Origin of the sequence: Thiomicrospira sp. ALE5 (assembly GCF_900112445.1) — a bacterium.
Taxonomy (GTDB): Bacteria; Pseudomonadota; Gammaproteobacteria; order Thiomicrospirales; family Thiomicrospiraceae; genus Thiomicrospira.
The window spans coordinates 1,341,673-1,359,228 of the sequence record NZ_FOYY01000003.1 but is presented as its reverse complement, the minus strand read 5'-3'; the positions used below and the strand labels follow the sequence as shown (position 1 = coordinate 1,359,228).

Annotated in this window: 16 protein-coding genes; 6 read left to right on the top strand and 10 right to left on the bottom strand. The window is 45.3% G+C overall.

The window, feature by feature from the left end; all coding sequences use genetic code 11:
- Positions 1-58: 58 nt before the first annotated feature.
- The 6 genes from moaA to dnaA form a co-directional block, all read right to left on the bottom strand.
- Positions 59-1,063, bottom strand: a complete 1,005-nt coding sequence (gene moaA / locus BM293_RS06590) for a GTP 3',8-cyclase MoaA (protein ID WP_093447764.1) — start codon at positions 1,061-1,063, stop codon at positions 59-61.
- A 178-nt stretch (positions 1,064-1,241) separates the two neighbouring features.
- On the bottom strand, positions 1,242-3,104 hold the full coding sequence (gene glmS, locus BM293_RS06585) for a glutamine--fructose-6-phosphate transaminase (isomerizing) (RefSeq protein ID WP_093447763.1): 1,863 nt from the start codon (positions 3,102-3,104) through the stop codon (positions 1,242-1,244).
- 150 nt (positions 3,105-3,254) lie between these two features.
- The gene (locus tag BM293_RS06580; protein ID WP_093447761.1) at positions 3,255-4,547 is read right to left on the bottom strand and encodes an NAD(P)/FAD-dependent oxidoreductase; all 1,293 of its coding nucleotides are present in this window, start codon (positions 4,545-4,547) and stop codon (positions 3,255-3,257) included.
- A gap of 10 nt (positions 4,548-4,557) precedes the next feature.
- Positions 4,558-4,863, bottom strand: coding sequence for a c-type cytochrome (locus tag BM293_RS06575; RefSeq protein ID WP_093447760.1), 306 nt, complete (start codon positions 4,861-4,863; stop codon positions 4,558-4,560).
- 138 nt (positions 4,864-5,001) lie between these two features.
- Entirely contained in the window at positions 5,002-6,111 is a 1,110-nt protein-coding gene (gene dnaN, locus BM293_RS06570) for a DNA polymerase III subunit beta (RefSeq protein ID WP_093447758.1), read from the bottom strand.
- Positions 6,112-6,122: 11 nt separating this feature from the next.
- Positions 6,123-7,481, bottom strand: a complete 1,359-nt coding sequence (dnaA, locus tag BM293_RS06565) for a chromosomal replication initiator protein DnaA (protein ID WP_093447756.1) — start codon at positions 7,479-7,481, stop codon at positions 6,123-6,125.
- Positions 7,482-7,728: 247 nt separating this feature from the next.
- Between dnaA and BM293_RS06560 the strand changes: the two genes are divergently transcribed.
- A complete protein-coding gene (locus BM293_RS06560; RefSeq protein ID WP_093447754.1) occupies positions 7,729-8,517 on the top strand; it encodes a methyltransferase domain-containing protein in 789 nt (262 codons plus the stop codon).
- Entirely contained in the window at positions 8,514-9,455 is a 942-nt protein-coding gene (locus BM293_RS06555; RefSeq protein ID WP_093447752.1) for a DNA/RNA non-specific endonuclease, read from the top strand. The genes BM293_RS06560 and BM293_RS06555 overlap by 4 nt, the downstream gene beginning before the upstream one ends.
- 20 nt (positions 9,456-9,475) lie before the next feature.
- Here the strand turns inward: BM293_RS06555 and BM293_RS06550 are convergent, their stop codons facing one another.
- Positions 9,476-11,596 carry a TonB-dependent receptor plug domain-containing protein gene (locus BM293_RS06550; RefSeq protein WP_093447750.1) on the bottom strand — a complete coding sequence of 707 codons (2,121 nt, stop codon included), beginning with the start codon at positions 11,594-11,596 and terminating at the stop codon, positions 9,476-9,478.
- Between the two features lie 93 nt (positions 11,597-11,689).
- Entirely contained in the window at positions 11,690-12,103 is a 414-nt protein-coding gene (locus tag BM293_RS06545) for a hypothetical protein (RefSeq protein ID WP_093447748.1), read from the bottom strand.
- Between the two features lie 69 nt (positions 12,104-12,172).
- Here BM293_RS06545 and BM293_RS06540 point away from each other — a divergent pair, with 69 nt between their 5' ends.
- Positions 12,173-13,324, top strand: coding sequence for a murein transglycosylase domain-containing protein (locus BM293_RS06540; RefSeq protein ID WP_093447746.1), 1,152 nt, complete (start codon positions 12,173-12,175; stop codon positions 13,322-13,324).
- Here the strand turns inward: BM293_RS06540 and BM293_RS06535 are convergent.
- Together BM293_RS06535 and BM293_RS06530 are read right to left on the bottom strand one after the other, a co-directional pair.
- Positions 13,321-13,854, bottom strand: coding sequence for an NADPH-dependent FMN reductase (locus BM293_RS06535; protein ID WP_093447745.1), 534 nt, complete (start codon positions 13,852-13,854; stop codon positions 13,321-13,323). The two genes, BM293_RS06540 and BM293_RS06535, sit on opposite strands and share 4 nt — an antisense overlap.
- 24 nt (positions 13,855-13,878) lie before the next feature.
- A complete protein-coding gene (locus BM293_RS06530) occupies positions 13,879-14,574 on the bottom strand; it encodes a pirin family protein (protein WP_093447743.1) in 696 nt (231 codons plus the stop codon).
- A gap of 125 nt (positions 14,575-14,699) precedes the next feature.
- On the opposite strand from BM293_RS06530, the gene BM293_RS06525 reads away from it, so the two are divergent.
- From BM293_RS06525 to cmoB, 3 genes are all read left to right on the top strand, one after another.
- Positions 14,700-15,608: a LysR family transcriptional regulator gene (locus tag BM293_RS06525; protein ID WP_093447741.1), complete on the top strand. Its 909-nt coding sequence runs from the start codon at positions 14,700-14,702 to the stop codon at positions 15,606-15,608.
- An 87-nt stretch (positions 15,609-15,695) separates the two neighbouring features.
- On the top strand, positions 15,696-16,430 hold the full coding sequence (gene cmoA, locus BM293_RS06520) for a carboxy-S-adenosyl-L-methionine synthase CmoA (RefSeq protein ID WP_093447740.1): 735 nt from the start codon (positions 15,696-15,698) through the stop codon (positions 16,428-16,430).
- Between the two features lie 18 nt (positions 16,431-16,448).
- Positions 16,449-17,447, top strand: a complete 999-nt coding sequence (gene cmoB / locus BM293_RS06515) for a tRNA 5-methoxyuridine(34)/uridine 5-oxyacetic acid(34) synthase CmoB (protein WP_093447738.1) — start codon at positions 16,449-16,451, stop codon at positions 17,445-17,447.
- The last annotated feature ends 109 nt before the right edge of the window (positions 17,448-17,556 follow it).

The following is a 17,556-nucleotide window of genomic DNA, read 5'->3' as shown; positions in this document are numbered from 1 at the left end:
GCTTTTGCGTTGCAAAAGAGGCGTCGCTGGAGCACAAAGGTTACGCGCGTTATAACCATTAACCGCCCAGTGACACCATTTGTCTAAATTCGATATTGTGAACATTTTCGCGGAAAAAATGCCGCTCTGGTTTCATGGTAATCGCTTTAACAATCAGCGCTTCTAGCTCTTCATCTGTGGCCCCTTCACGCAGCGGTGAGCGCAAATCCATGCCATCTTCCTGTCCTAAACATAAGGCTAAAAAGCCACGGGCCGTTAAGCGCACGCGATTACAACTGGCACAAAAATGATCAGATACCGCAGAAATAACACCAATTTTAGCGTCGCTGCCTGCAATCTTAAAATTGCGCGCTGGGCCATCATGTGAGCGGCTTGGACTTGGAAGCAAATCCGTACCTACATGGTCTTTGACCCGTTTTAGGATTGCTTCCGCCGCATAGTGTTGATCCATCATTGACACACCGGCCGGGCCAATCGGCATGGTTTCGATAAAACGTACTTCAACGCCTTTTTGAATCCCAAAATCAACCATCGCTTCGATTTCATCATCATTGGTGCCTTTCATCACCACCATATTAATTTTGACTGGGCGCATATCATGGGCGAGGGCGGCATCAATACCCGCCATCACCTTGGCTAAATCACCGCCACGGGTAATGTGGTGAAATTTATTTGCATCCAAAGAGTCCATTGAAATATTAACCCGATCAATCGACGGGGCTAATTCAGCAGCATGCTTGTCTAAAAAATGGGCATTGGTGGACAAGGCAAGGTCCACCAGGCCTGGTAATTGTTTTAAATCCTGGGCAAATTCGGCCAGACCCTTACGAACCAACGGCTCTCCGCCGGTTAAACGAATTTTTTTAACCCCTAAGCGGGTAAATGCGGCAATAATGCGAGTGAGTTCCTCAAATGACAAATACTCGGTATGCTTGCCCTCTGGGTGTACGCCTTGTTCGGGCATACAGTACCCGCAGCGGTAATTACAGCGGTCGGTTACCGACACCCGCAAGTATTCAATTTTGCGCTGAAAAGGATCAATTAGCGCCTTTGCTTCCGTCATTTTGGCTCCATTGTCAGATAGGTGAACAAAACTTATCTGACCATCTATTTAGCGTTATGCCCGATTGGCTATAACGCGTAATATAATAAAAACCCGCAGCAAACTCAAGGCTTGATGCGGGTTAATTTAGGCTAACAGCTGGAAATTCACATTGTTTGCCGTAAAGTGACTCGACAGGTTATTCGACCGTCACCGATTTTGCGAGGTTACGCGGTTGATCAACATCGGTACCTTTGATGAGAGCCACATGATAGGCTAAAAGTTGCAGCGGAATATTGAAGGTAATCGGTGCGGTAATCCGGCCAACATTGCTGGTGGTTTTCAGTACTTTAAATGAGCCATCCGACTGAATGTTGGAGGCTTCATCTTCAAAAACAATCATTTGGCCACCGCGCGCATTGACTTCTTGCAAATTCGATTTAAGTTTTTCGAGTAGGTCATCATGCGGCGCAATAGCCACTACGGGAATCGTTTCATCGACTAAAGCGAGTGGCCCATGTTTAAGTTCACCAGCAGGGTAGGCTTCTGCATGAATATAACTAATCTCTTTAAGCTTTAACGCACCTTCTAGCGCGATCGGATACATGGTACCGCGCCCCAAAAACAGCGCGTTATGCTTATCGGCAAAACTATTGGCCAGTTGTTGAATAGCCGCTTCATGGGTTAATGCATTTTGAATCAATCCAGGCAGTTTTTTTAATCCGGCGACAATGGCCGTTTCGCGTTTTACACTTAAAGTTTTATGACGTTTACCCAACACCATCATTAATAACGCGAGTGCAACCAGTTGTGTCGTAAAGGCTTTGGTACTCGCGACCCCAATCTCCGGCCCGGCATGGGTTAAAAACGTCATATCTGATTCGCGGGTTAAACTCGATTCCGCGACATTACAAATACACAGGCTGGCAATATGCTTAAAGTCAAGTTGCTGCGCGCGCTGTTTAATTAATTGTAATGCAGCGAGGGTATCGGCTGTTTCACCGGACTGGGACAAGCTCACCACCAAAGTATGGTCTTGCAGCACGGGGTTTCGATAACGGTATTCACTCGCGACCTCGACTTGGCAGGGCAAACGAATAATGTCTTCTAGCCAATATTTCGCCACTAATCCAGCGTGATAGCTAGTGCCACAGGCCACAATTTGCACCTGCTTAATCTGATCAAACAGCTCAGCGGCTTGAAACCCGAACGCCTCCGTAATCACTTCTTTATCAGTAATACGTCCCTGAAGCGTATCAATTACAGCTTGAGATTGTTCAAAAATTTCCTTATGCATAAAGTGACGATGGTTACCCAACTCCACCGCAGCCGGGTTCAGGCTAGACTGCACAACTGGTCGTTCTACTCGCTCACCAGCCTGATTATAGATGGTGAGTTGATCACGATAAATATCGGCTAAATCACCCTCTTCCAAAAAAATAAAGTTCTGGGTGACCGGTAATAGAGCCGTGACATCAGAGGCTATAAAATGCTCACCAATACCTACACCAATCACCAGCGGACTCCCTTTTCGGGTAGCAATTAACCGCCCTGGCTGATCCTTAGCCACGATGCCTAACGCATAGGCGCCATGAAATTGGGCCACGCTCGTTACGACAGCCTCTTTTAAATCCTTAGTCGCTTGGTAGGCCAAATAAACACTGTGGGCAATGACTTCACTGTCAGTTTCGGATGCAAACGCAATGCCCTGCGTCATCAGGTTTAACTTTAAGGGTTGATAATTTTCTATAATCCCGTTGTGCACGACGGAAATAAGCTCGTGGCTAGTATGAGGGTGCGCATTACGTTCAGCCGGACGGCCATGGGTCGCCCAGCGCGTATGGGCAATGCCGGTTTGACCATAGAGCGAGGAACACTGCGCAGCAATTGTTTGCTCAAGCGCTTTAATTTTACCTTCAGCCCGAAAACGTACTAGATCACCTACCTCATCTATGACAGCTAAACCTGACGAGTCATAACCACGATATTCTAGCCGTTTAAGGCCTGCCAATAAAATTGGCAATAAATTACGCTCAGCAACACCGCCCACTATTCCACACATAACGTATTCTTCCCTAGCTAGTTTTATAACATTTTACCATGCCTACCCAAGCCCACAGCTATGCACACCAGATTACAACCAAAAAAAAACCGCAGTAAAGCTGCGGTTTAAGAGCCCTAACGTGGAGAGCGTCAGAATTATGTTATGTAATTACGCCCAAACTTCATCAGTAATACTGCGGTACCAGCCACGAGTATAATGCGCTTCAGTACGGCGAACATCGGGTGTAGCATTCATAGGAGAAACGCCACCTGAGCCCTCAACAGACGCAATTTTGCCATCAACAATATCGTAAATGGCTGCAACTGAAATAGCATAGTCCGGTGTTACTAGTGAATAACAAGTATTCACATTTTTCGCCCAAATTGGATCTTCACCTTTCATCGCTAGAACGATATTGGCAGCTGTTGCTTTTGCTTGACTCACAGCAGAGTGGCCAGATTTTGGCATTGGGCTGGCAATAGAAGCGTCACCAATAACGTGGATGTTTTTATGAATCGTGGATTCAAACGTTACATGATCTACTGGACAGAAACCAGACTCGTTGGTTAAACCCGCAATATGTGCCAGTTTGCCTGCCTTTTGTGGTGGAATGTAGTTGACCACATCGGCTTTAACTTTACCGTATAATGCGTCAATTGTTTTATTGGCAACATCAATACTGTTTAACTTGCCACCATCATCAAGCGATACCCACTCAATCATTTGACCATAGTTAAGCTCCCAACCCTGTTGGAACAAGCCTTGTTTAGAGAAGGCATTCTTCTGGTCAAGAATCAACAATTTAGATTTTGGTTTGTTGTTTTTGAAATAATGCGCAATCATCGCTGCACGCTCATAGGGTCCTGGCGGACAACGGAATGGGTTAGGTGGAGGTACCATCACAAAGGTTCCACCATCAGGCATAGCACGCAATTGATCACGCAGCATTAAGGTTTGTGGGCCGGCTTTGTAAGCATGCGGCATCGCAGTTTCAGCTGCTTGCGAAATGCCTGCATGTACGTCCCACTTAAAATCAATACCTGGTGACACAACTAAACGGTCGTAACTCATTTTCTTGCCGCTAGCTAAGGTAACAGATTGTTTTGCTGGATCAACAGCGGTCACCATTTCGTGAACTACATTAATACCATTTTTCTTCGCTGCTTCATAGTTATGGGTAATTTCATTCATTTCAGTGAAGCCAGCCAATACCCAGTTAGAACCAGGGCATGTGACATAGGTTGTGTTTGGTTCAATCAACGTCACATTCAACTGTGGATTATAACGCTTTAGGTACTTGGCTGTAGCTGCACCACCAAAACCACCACCGACAACGACAACATGGCCTTCACCTTTACGACCCGTTGTCTCACAGCCTGATAAGGCGAACGCAGTAGGAACGGCCACACCCGCTGCAGCAAGTTGAATGGCTTGACGACGTGATAACGTAACTTTTTTCATAAATTGCTCCTTATTGACCTTGTAAGCCAATGAAATTTGCCATCAATTCGATTTCTTCATCCGTGTAGCCACGCGCATGACGATTCATAATGGTGCCTTCACGCGTACCATCGCGATAGGCTTTCATTTGACTAATGATTAAAGAAGCAGGGTAATTTGCTAGAGGGATAATCTCAGCGTTGTCTAACTTGCCATCATAACCATGACATGAAAAGCAGCTGTTAGCTAAAAGTTCACCGCGTTCAACCGCATGAGCACTGGTCGCAACGGATAAACCCATAACAATTCCGGCTAGAGGTAGTAGCTTTTTTTTCATTTTATATCCTCTTTATTTATTAAGGCATGCAAAACAAATATACTTAGTTTTTGGATGTCATGCCAATCAGTTATAACACTTCTAACTATAAGAAAAATTTATATCAGCACATAATTATTTATAAAGTAGTGTACAGATTTAGAGTCTCATCGGCATCACAACATGTTGTGTGCTAATCAAACCATCTGTGGTTGCAATCAAGCATGAACTGCTACTGTCTTTGAGGCTTAATACTATGTGCTCATCCTTGACAGCTTGAATCACATCAAGCAGATAACTCACATTAAACCCAATTTCAATTTTATCGCCAATATAATCTATTGCCATATCCTCATTAGATTCATCTTGCTCGGTGTTTTGAGCATGGACAGTCAACAGATTACTCTCTATCACCATGCGTACGCCTTTAAAGCGCTCATTAGATAAAATCGCGGCACGCTGTAGGGTTGCGCGCATAAGTTCCCGGTCAGTGGTGACCAACACATCATTGTGCTCTGGAATAACGCGCCGGAAATCAGGATACCGCCCTTCAATAAGTTTGCAGGTAAACACCGTGTCAGCTAACTTGATCGTTAAGTAATTTTTGGCAAACGCCAATTCCACCAATTCGTCTGAGGCTAGCAACAACTTGGCTAATTCCAAAATCCCTTTACGCGGTACAATCACCTGCATGGGCTTAAGGCTGGCAAAATCGGCTTCTAAAGCTGCTGTAGATAATCGATGACCATCAGTGGCAACCAAACGAAGCGCTTGTGGGCTCACGTCAAATAACATACCGTTTAAATAAAAACGGACATCTTGTGAAGCCATTGCAAAGGTTGTTTGCGCCAACATTTGTTTAAGTTGAGTGTGACTCATCTGCAATGCGACTTCGACACGTGACAAGTCTAAATGTGGATAATCGGCTGCCGGTAAAGTGGATAATTTAAACAACGAACGACCCGCTTTAAGCGTACAACGTTGCCCCTCAAAATCAAGACTGACACTAATACCCTCTGGCAAGGAACGCACAATCGTTAAGAGTTTTTGTGCCGGTAGCGTGATATCAAACGCCTCGCCATCGACCTGATCGATGGCAACTTGGGCTCGACTCTCTATTTCCAAATCTGAACCGGTTAAGGTGAGGTGGTGACCATTGACTTGCAGTAAAACATTCCCAAGAATTGGCATGGTTTGACGTTTTTCAATCACACCAGCGACCGTTTGTAGGCCTTTTAAAAAGTGTTCGCGGTTTAAGATGAGTTTCATTTGTTGTCGCCTCAAGAAGTAATAATTCGAACCAATTTACTAAAATCTTCATCAATTATATGGTCAGTTTCGCGCATCTTTTTAATTGTGCGCACAGCGTGTAACACCGTGGTATGATCTCGACCCCCAAACGCATCACCAATTTCTGGCAAACTATGATGAGTAAGCTCTTTAGCTAAAGCCATGGCGACTTGCCTTGGTCTGGCAACATTCCTAGTCCGACGCTTGGATAATAAATCTGCAACACGCAATTTATAATAGTCAGCAACTGTTTTTTGAATGTTATCGAGCGTAATCATTTTCTGCTGCAATGCCAGTAAATCTTTTAACGCTTCTTTAACCAGTTCAACGGTTATGGATTGCTGCGTAAACTGCGCATAGGCCACAATTCGTTTTAAAGCACCTTCGAGTTCACGCACATTACCACGCAAGCGCTTGGCAACAAAAAAGGCGACATCTTCAGGGAGGGCATAATTTGCCTGTGCCGCTTTTTTCATTAGAATAGCGACACGCATTTCAAATTCAGGCGGCTCTACCGCAATTGTCAAGCCCCAACCAAAGCGCGACTTAAGACGATCTTCAAGCCCATCCACTTCTTTAGGAAAACGATCCGAGGTCAGGATCACCTGCTTGTTGCCTTCCAACAAAGTATTAAAGGTATGAAAAAACTCTTCCTGTGATTGTTCCTTGTTAGCGAAAAACTGAATATCATCAATTAATAGGGCATCTAAGGAGCGATAAAATCGTTTAAACTCTTCAATTTTATTGTGGCGAAGTGCATTGACCATATCGGCAACAAAGCTTTCAGAGTGCAAATAAGCCACGCGTGCATTAGGATTTTTTTCCAACAAGGCATTGCCAATGGCATGCATCAAATGCGTTTTGCCTAAACCGACTCCGCCATAAATAAAAAACGGGTTATAACTGCCGCCTGGGTTTTCAGCCACCTGACGCGCCGCGGCCGCTGCAAGCTGGTTTGCCTTACCTTCAACAAAGTTATCGAATATATAGCTCACATTCAACTTATGTTTGATGGTTTTTTTGGTCGTATCTGCACTGGCTTGCGCCGCCGGCTGAGCAGGCGTATTTGCAGGCGCAGGTCGACTAGTCGCTACAGGCTCATCAATTTCATACTCACCAATCTCAAGCTTAACAAGCGGTGTATCCTGAGGCACAACCTGTGCTACGGCACGCTGTATATTAGGCATTAATTTACGATTTACCCAGTCTAAGATAAATGGGGTGGGGGCTAATAAACGAATAACGGAATCGTCTTCAATAACCTTAAGAGGCCGAATCCAGCTGTGAAACTGTTGCTCGTTCAGATCTTGCTCTAAAAATTTAAGACTTTGTGTCCAGACGTGACTCAAATCATCGGCTCCTTATATTGTGTTCGTTGTCCGATCTAGGGATAATTGCGGTTTGCACACAATTGTACCTGTGAATAACTTTTAAAAACAGTCTTGCCTTGTGGATAACTTTAAGGTAAACCCTGTGGACAATTTTTTAAAAAAATACCCAACATATTGAATTTAAAAAACAATTTTCAGTGCATAAAATTTTTAAAACTATTTCAAAATACCTTCTCAAAACATTTAACAACTGACGCAGGCTTGTATGAGCAAACCCCTAAAAGACCGCAACTTTGACCCCCTGATTGCCAAGTTTGAGCAAAAAGTCTATGGCACCCTCAAAGGTTCGTGGCGCTTACAATGTTTGCAAGAAGATTTAGCAGGCCTGCAACAGCAAACGCCTTTGCAGATTTGGGATGCCGGTTGCGGTTTAGGCCAAATGGCCGCTTGGTTTGCCGCAGCGGGTCATCAGCTAACGCTAAGCGATTTATCGAAAAAGATGGTGGCACGTGCCCAAGCCGATTTTAACGAACAAAACTTGTCGGCTGATTTCTTAGTTGGCCCGGCTCAAGCCTTGGCACCCCAGTTGCCGCAGTTCGATTTAGTGCTGTTCCATGCCGTGCTAGAGTGGTTGGCCGAGCCGCAAGCTACCTTTAACCAGGTCATGGCGAAAGTAAAACCGGGCGGTTATTTATCGGTGTTATTTTATAATCGTAATGCGATTGTTTACACCAATGTATTAAAGGGCAGTTGGCGCTGGCAACATATTTTAGATGATGGTTATATTGGCAAGGGTAAGAAACTCACGCCTCCCCATCCACATTATCCTGAAACTGTTCGAGGTTGGTTGGCTGAGGCCGGTTTTGAATGTCAGCAGCAGACCGGTATTCGCGTATTCCACGACTACTTAACCCACGAGGTGTTGGCAGAAAGTAATCAGGATGAACTGATGGCATTAGAGGCGCGTTTTTGTCGCCAACCCACCTATCGCGACATGGGTCGCTATATTCATATCCTTGCTTATAAACCTATTACTGAAGAGAATCCATTATGAGTCCATCACCTGCGCGAGCCCCTGCTAGACGACGCAGTCCAGCCGCTAAAACCGGCAATCCATTTAAAACTGGTCGACGCAAAAACACCTGGCTAGTAGCAGGCCTGCTGATGCTGGTCATGGCCGGCTGGTATAGTTATGAACACTATATTGCTCGCCCGGCGATGGTGTTTTCTGGCGTGCCTGTGCATCAGGACTGGCAAACCCAGCTGACCAAGCGGATTATTCGTAATGATGCCTTTATGGTCGGCTATTCTGATTGGCTTGGTAATCCACTTTGGGTGAGTTATCAGGTGTTACCCCGTCCCGATAATGCGGCCAATTTGCCACGACCAAGCCGCTTTGAAAGTGATTGGCGCAGTTTGCGTTGTTTAACTTTTGTTGCCTGTATTACCCACGACGACTATACCGGGTCAGGCTATGATCGCGGTCATTTAGCCCCTAACCATGTCATAGCAACCCGTTATGGCGCGCAAGCACAACACCAAACCTTTTTAATGACCAACATTTCCCCCCAGCGTCCTGACCTCAATCGACGTACCTGGCAGCGAATTGAAGCGCTGGCGGCCAATCAATTTTCGCAAGCTCATGGACCATTTTGGGTGGTGACCGGTCCCATTTTTAGTGACAAACCCAATTTTTTGCCAAGCTCGGCCAAGCGGATTGCGATACCCGATAGCTTTTATAAAATTTTTATTCAGCCTGGCGAAAAAGCCGATCAACCGCCCAAAGTGTTGGCTTTTATTGTGCCGCAAAATGTAAAAGGGGATGAGGATTTGAGAACGCTGGTGGTGACCGTGCGCGAAGTAGAAAAACGCACTGGACTGAACTTCTTTCACCAGTTAGATGCTGGGGTCGAAAACTATATCGAAACCTTGATAGATAAAGATAGCTGGGGATTAACCCAGCGTTTAGCTAATCAGCGCGCCCGTTTTTAAGCGCGCTGCGTTATTCGAGATTAAAACTGCCACTCGGCGCTCAGGCGCAGGTTGCGACCAGCGTCTAAGGTAGTGAACTCCTGTCCATTTTGAATTAAACGCACTGACGCATGATCGGCATAGCGGGTATCAAAAATGTTTTCTAATGCAGCGGTCAAGCGCAAGGCCTGTTTGGCCACTGCCGCCGGCTGCCACTGCACCTGCACATCATGGGTGATGTAGCCGGGTTTATCCGCGCGCAAAAATCGATTGTTGGGTGGATTAACTGGATCGGGATGCTTATCCGTTAATTTGGCAACACCTGTAAAGGTGTAACCCAAGGCGAGGTTATCCTGCGCTTGCCACAGGCCGTTTAGTACCAGCTTGTCACCGACAGAGCTACCGACTCTTGCTGATGTACCAGCGGTATCGGCTGGCAATCCATCATAGCCACGTAGTTTGTTATGGCTATAAGCGGCCTCAATCAACACTCGGTTCAAACCCCAATGACCTCGTAATTCATAGCCTTCGCTAACAATATCGCCTGGCGCATTTTTAAAATCTGTTGTGGGTGTGCCTGGTCCTTCACCGGATGTTAGCCAATAATCTTTAATCCGTGTTTTATATACCGTTAACTCGATTCCGGCATGATCATCACGCGTAAACACCTCATCACTGTGCCAACGCACACCGGCTTCATGCAAGATCGCCCGTTCAGGTTTAATCTTGCCGTTTTCGCCCAGTTCAAAAAATACTGGGTTCCCTTGGAAGGTTTGCCCTGGTCTTGGATACTTCGACAACCAGTAGGCTTGATTTAACCGTGAACCGCGCAATGACTCACCATAACCCGCAAAGAGGGTGACCTGTTGCTGACCGCTGAGTAGATCCCACTCACCACTTAGGTTAGGCGACCAACCGCTGCCCGCATTGCGATATTGATTATCTAAGCGACTGTAATAACTGTCGTAACGCAAACCGCCACTCAAGCGCACCGGACCATAGCTCATGCGATCCTGCAGATACAGGCCATGATTAATGGCAAACTCACTACGTGCATCACCGGTGGTGCGATAACGATTTTCATCGCGAAAATAATCCGTGCCGTAGGTCAAGGCATGGTCAGTCGCCCCCCAGCTAAAACGGCTGGTATTAAACAGATTCATGCCATAGGATTCGGTCAGGGCTAATTCTGCGGGTCGATTATTAGGTATAGGTAGCGTGACATCTAAACCATTTTCACTGTGATAGATCCTAAGCTGCATATCAACTCTTTCATCAGACGGGTTATAGCCATAACTGATTGTTTGGCGTTGCTCATAGATACGTTGATCATCACTGCGCTGCAAAAGAGATTGTGAACCATCCGGAAAATTGGCACGGAACTGTCCGCCCAAGTCCTCGCTGGCTTGCGCACTGATGTGCAGACTATGATCATTTCGATCCAGCATACTGAGTTTTAGCAGGTAATTATTGTGTGACCCTGCCGTAGAAGGCACGGTTTCACCGCCACCCGCACGCAAATCGCTGTTTTGAGTACGACGCATATAGGCTAACAAGCCGGTGTGGTCATCCAATTGACCATAAACAGACGTGGTTAGGCCGCCTAAATCCCGTGCGGACTCATAGTGTCCACCAACACGCGCGCCGATGGTTTCGCCTGGGCGCAACCAGTCCTGCGCATCGACGGTTTCAAATTGCACGCTGCCACCTAACGCACCAGGCCCGGCATCAGCTGGCGCTGGACCACTAAAAACCCGCACTTGCTTATAAAGCGCCGGATCAATTTGTAAGCGTCCTTGGTGATGAAACAAATTCGCACCTTGACGCGCGCCGTCTATTTGAATATTGAGATTTAAATCTTCCACCCCTCGTAGCACAATTTTTTGGCCATTACGGGTTGAACCACTGACCACACGGGTTGATGGATCTAAGCGAAACAAATCATTGAGCGTTTTTGCTTGAAAGAGTTCGGCTGAAGCAAGATAAACATCACGCTCGAATGTATTATTCAGTGCATCACGTCTTACTTGAATACTAGGCAAGGTGTTATCGCTGGCCTGTTCACTCATCTGGTGATGATCCGTGTTCGCGCTCACAAGCAGTGGGCTCGTCGCTAATAATGAGGTAATTGCAAGGGTTAAACGCTTTAAATGGGTGTTCATAGATATCCTTAATTTAATGCACGCCCACTGGCGCTCAAGGCTACAAACGGGGCAGCCATGAGGGCGAGTGAGACAATTGGGTTAAAAATGCAGTTAAATTAGGACAAACGGTGGGGCGCGTCCCCAAAAATCAGGATAAAAGCCAGGAGAATAGACCTTAACCCAACGTGGCAAGGCATAGGCGGTATATAATGAAAAATCATCGAGTAGAAGATATGCACGATCGGTGACGGCGGTGGTGGATGTCACCTCATAGAGTTCGCATAACCAGGTTTCTAGCGCATCGTGAAAGCCGGATAAAAGGTGGTGGTGATGGTCATGAGTATGTTTGACTTGATGCTGCGAATGATCCGTGTGAGTGTGCTGGTCATGATGATTGTGATTGTAGCTATGGTGATGATCATGCAAATGGGCATGAAAAGGGTGTGCAACATCGTGTATCAGCACCAGGCCTGGTACACTGATAAAACTAAATAGTAATGTCCACAACAAAAAAAGTCTTTTCATTTAATTATTATACTCAAGCCGTCAAGTCTTTCTGTGCCTTGAGCGCAAATTTTTGGCATAATGTTTCACATGAAACGTCGCCAATTTATCAAACACATCAGCCATTCACTGGGATGGCTATCAGCAGGCCTGCTCACCGCAGGTTGTAGCCCTAATGAAGTTCGTCAATCGATTCAGGTTGGTCGCAATCTATCTGAAGGTCGGCTTGATAAAGCTATTACCAGTCAAATTCCTGTGTCAGGTGTACCAGAAATCGATCGGCTGGTGCGTGATCAACTGCAAGAACTGGTGTCGTTTTTAGCCCGCAAGTGGGGCGATGAAAAAACCGCCAGTCCGCGAGAATTTGTAAAATACAGTGATGACTTTGAAACACGGGCGATTGTTAACTTTGAAACACGCCTAGTTAGAGTTGAAAGCCTAAGCGATGATCGTGCTGTGTTACAAAAAGCGATAGTCACCACCTTACTGACTCCCGACCGGCCCGACCAGGTTGATTTATTGAGCGACCAACCGATTCGCGGCTCGGGTCAACCTTTTTTATATCCACTGGTGAGAGATCACCAGGGACAGATCGTACAGTTTGAGTGGCGTGCCACACAATATGCGCAACACCTGGCTAACAATCAGCGCCAAACCCTGCGCCAACGCGGCCAACCTGATCGATTTTTTGTTGAGTTTGCGCTCTCGGCGCAGCTAGATCGTCAACAGCAGACTAAATTTGCTGACTCTGTGCGCCGTCATAGTCGTACTTACTCTATTCGTCCCGACTTAATCTATGCCATTATGGAGGCGGAAAGTAGTTTTAACCCCTATGCCATGAGCCACATTCCTGCGTATGGTTTAATGCAGATTGTACCCACCACGGCTGGCCGCGATGCCCACGAACTTATTTATAAACGCCCTGGCACGCCAACACGCGATTACTTGTTTGTTCCGGACAATAATATTCAAATGGGCGTAGGCTATTTATCTATTTTGGATACCCGTTATTTGGTAAGGGTCAATAATCCATTAAGCCGAGAATATTGTGTGATTGCCGGCTACAACACCGGCTCGGGGAATGTATTACGTGCATTTGATAATGATAGGAGTCGGGCTTTTGAGCAGATTAACCGGATGCAGCCGCAACAGGTTTATCAGCATTTAGTTCGACATTTGCCTTTTGCTGAAACTCGGCGCTATATGCAAAAGGTCACCGAGTTCCAACGCAAATATATTTAACTCGCGAGCTTTGCCAAGGCCTGCATTTGCTGGGCAATTAAATCACGCGAAGCCGCATCAACCAGTTCACCCTGTTCAGTGATTTTTTCGCCACTGAGTCCGACCATGATTTCAGGGCCGTTCAGCACTTTCGCATCCGCATAGATAAACATTTGGCGTAAATGATATTGCGCACGTGCACCACCAAAGATACCTGGACTTGAACTCATAATCGCAATCGGCTTGTGTTTGAAGGGTGCATCAGGATGAATCGATAACCAATCAATGTAATTCTTGAGGGCTGCGCTAATTGAGTAATTGTATTCAGGCGTGGCTAAAATTAAGGCATCGGCCGCTTTTGCCTGCGCCGCTAACTGATTAACTAAATCTGGAAAGCCGTTAGCTAAATCATCTGGGTTTAACATCGGCAAGTCATTTAAGGTCACCATCTCCATGGTAACGCCTTCTGGTAACAACTCTTGGGTGGCGCGTAATAACGCTGTATTGGTTGAAGCGGCACGAAGACTGCCGCTAATGCCTACAAATTTCATCGCTTGCTCCTTAAATAGATGGTTTTAAACTAAATCAAATAATAAAAATTCACTGGCTTCTTGGGCGCTAATCGCAAGCTGCGATTCATCCTCTACAATTAAAGCATCACCGGTTTGAATGGCCTCTCCATTCACCACTAAGCCACCTCGAACCGTTTGTAACCAAACACCGCGGCCAGGTCTAATGTCGAAACTCAGCTCATCACCCTTAGCAAGCTCTGCACGATACAAATCAACATCTTGGTTAATAAATACCGCACCGTCTTTGGGTTGCTGACTGGCTAGTAACGTAAGTTGACCCGATGGCGCTTGGTCATAACGAATCTGTTGGTAGCTTGGTTTAATGTTCTTTTCTGCAGGGACTAACCAAATCTGGTACAAATGCGTGGTCGCCTGGTCATCAGGATTAAACTCACTATGGGTAATACCCGTTCCTGCACTCATGGACTGGATTTCACCATGAGTAATTTGTTCTTGGTTGCCCATACTGTCACGATGCGCAAGGCGTCCTTCTATGACATAGGTAATAATTTCCATATTGTCATGAGGATGGGTTGGAAAACCTGAATTAGGTGCAATCCAATCCTCATTCATCACTCGTAAGCTTCTAAAGTTCATATGCTTACGATCAAAGTAGCTACCAAATGAAAAGGTGTGATAAGACTTCAACCAGTCTTGTTCAACATAGCCTCTATCGCGTGAGCGTCTTACTTTTAGCATGATTATACCCTCACTGTATAAGTTTTGTATATGTTTATGTATAAGCCTTGTATCAAATTATACTGTTTCCTTTTAGCCAGTAAATATTTAAAATGGCAAAATACTTTTTCTAAATGAGAATAATCATGCGGCAACATCACGACAGTTTAGAAGGCCTAACTATTTTTGTGCAGGTGATCGAATCAGGAAGTTTCAGTGGCGCAGCCTCGGAATTAGGCCATGCGGTGTCACATATTAGTAAAAGCATTACCCGTCTAGAACAACGTTTAGGTGTGCGTTTAATTCAACGCACTACGCGCAGTTTAAGTTTAACCCTTGCTGGCAAAACCTATTATGAAAAGGCTAGGCAAATTGTTAATGAGGCGCGCGATGCGGAGTTAAGTTTGACCCAGCATAATTTACAGCCCAGCGGTCGGCTTAAAATTAGCCTACCAAATAGTTTTGGTCAATCTCATCTACAACCGCTGATTACGCAGTTTGCGCAGACCTACCCAGAGGTCAGTTTACAATTAGACTTTTCCAGCAGGTTGGTCGATCTTGTCGGCGAGGGCTTTGATTTAGCTATTCGTATGGGGCAATTAAAAGACTCCAATATGATCAGCCGTAAGTTGTTGGATTATGGTTTTTATACCGTCGCTACGCCAGACTTTTTAGCCAAACACCCTGTGCCCATGCATCCTCATGATCTAAAACAGTTACCGGCGATTAAATATACCTATAATCAAGTACCGCTCACCTGGGACTATTTGAATGAAGCAGGCAAAAAGTTTCACGTGGAACCACAGCACCGCGTGGAATGTAATAATATGCCGATGCAAAAAACCCTGGTAATGGCCGGAATAGGGGTTGCAAGGCTACCAAGCTTTATTTGTGAAACTGAAATAGCCGAAGGGAAACTTATTCGGTTATTAGCGGAGTATGACACACCGCTACAATCTGCCACACTGGTCTATCCAAATAAACAACATCTCACCACCACCGTGCGTCATTTTATAGATATGGCGGTGGCCTATTTCGCCGAATCAAAAACGTAACCAGAAAACACAAACAGCTAGTTCCAACGCTAGACCGAAAACAACTAGACATCTATAATACTCAGACTTAAATTAGCAGGAAAAACAATGAGCGCCACCCAAAAAGACACGCTGTTTGCCCAGCCTCAGCAAGACTTAAAATCATTTCGTTTTGATGAACAGGTGGCCTCCGTTTTCCCTGACATGATTGAACGTTCAGTACCCAGTTATAGTGAAACACTAAATGGCATTACCGAACTAACACGCGCTTTTGTTCAGCCCAACACACGTCTATATGATCTAGGTTGTTCACTTGGAGCGGCAACACTGGCTATGCGACGAGCAGTAGAGGACAAACCCTGTCATATTATTGCCGTCGATAATTCAACAGCCATGTTAGCTAAAGCCAAAGATTACCTTGGCAATTACCACTCTTCACATCAAGTTGAATTTGTGCTTGATGATATGTTAGAAATCGACATAACGAATGCCAGTGTGGTCGTCCTAAATTTTACCCTGCAATTTATCGCCCCTGAACAACGCATCACTATGTTAGAACGAATTTATGATGGCCTGATTCCGGGTGGCGTGTTGATTCTGTCAGAAAAATTAATCAACCCTCAAGCTAGGATACAAGCTCAGCTCGAAACAATGCACCTGCAATTTAAACGGAATAATGGCTACTCTGAGTTGGAAATCAGTCAGAAACGCGCATCGCTTGAAAATGTGCTGATTAGTGACAGTCGCGAAACCCATCTAAACAGGCTTAAAGCCGTCGGATTTAGTGCAGCAGATACCTGGCTACAACATTTTCAGTTTGCATCTTTCTTAGCGATTAAATAATTTCATAAGGCGTTTCACGTGAAACATCATCTCGACACACTTTGGCCATTACTTGAACATACCCGACTGGAGCCCTGGATTGATAAACTACCCCCATTAATTGATAGCGCTCTTGAACCTGATGCCAACGGCAATTTAGAGCGCTGGCTAACAGCACTTGAATATATTGATAAATTTCCAAGATCTAATGAAGCAACATTAAACACTAGCGCTGTTACTTTAAAATACAACGAAAATAAACAGACAGAAGGTGACTGGGCAAAATTAGAATCCAGCCTTCGTGCATTGATGCCGTGGCGTAAAGGACCTTATCAAATCGGTCCTATTTATATTGATACCGAATGGCGATCTGATTTGAAATGGCAAAGATTAAAACCTCATCTCGGTGATCTCACCCATCTAAAGTGTCTTGATGTCGGTTGTGGCAGTGGTTACCATCTTTGGCGGATGCTAGATGAACAGCCAAAACTGGTCATTGGCATTGATCCAAGCCTACTGTTTATGGCACAGTTCAGTGTTGTCAAACAACTATACCCCAATCCGAATGCACCAATTTATTTCTTGCCGTTACCGCTTGAAAAACTACCGGTATCCAAATTTGGTGGTGACTTTGACCGTGTCTTCTCGATGGGGGTGCTTTATCACCGCCGCTCACCAATCGACCATATCTACGAATTAAAACGACAATTACGCAAAGAAGGAAAACTCATACTAGAAACCTTGGTCATTCCACCAGGCCATGGTCAACTTTTAGTACCCGAAGATCGTTATGCCCAAATGCGCAATGTGTGGTTTATTCCGAGTGTTGATGAATTGATTCACTGGGTAAAGCGCTGTGGTTTTGTAGATGTGAAGTGCGTGGATTTGGATCAAACCACAAGTGAAGAACAACGCGCAACTGATTGGATGCAATGGCAATCATTAAGCGATTTTTTAGACCCGAATGACCCAAACAAAACTATTGAAGGCTATCCGGCACCGCATCGCGCCATTATTATGGCCACTAATCCCAATTAACAGGCGCAATACTAAAGCAAGTTAATCAAACCCAAGGAGACTATACGAAAGTTTCATATTTGCCAATTGCAATTCATAATCAGCCGGTCATAATGGAGAGAAATAAAAT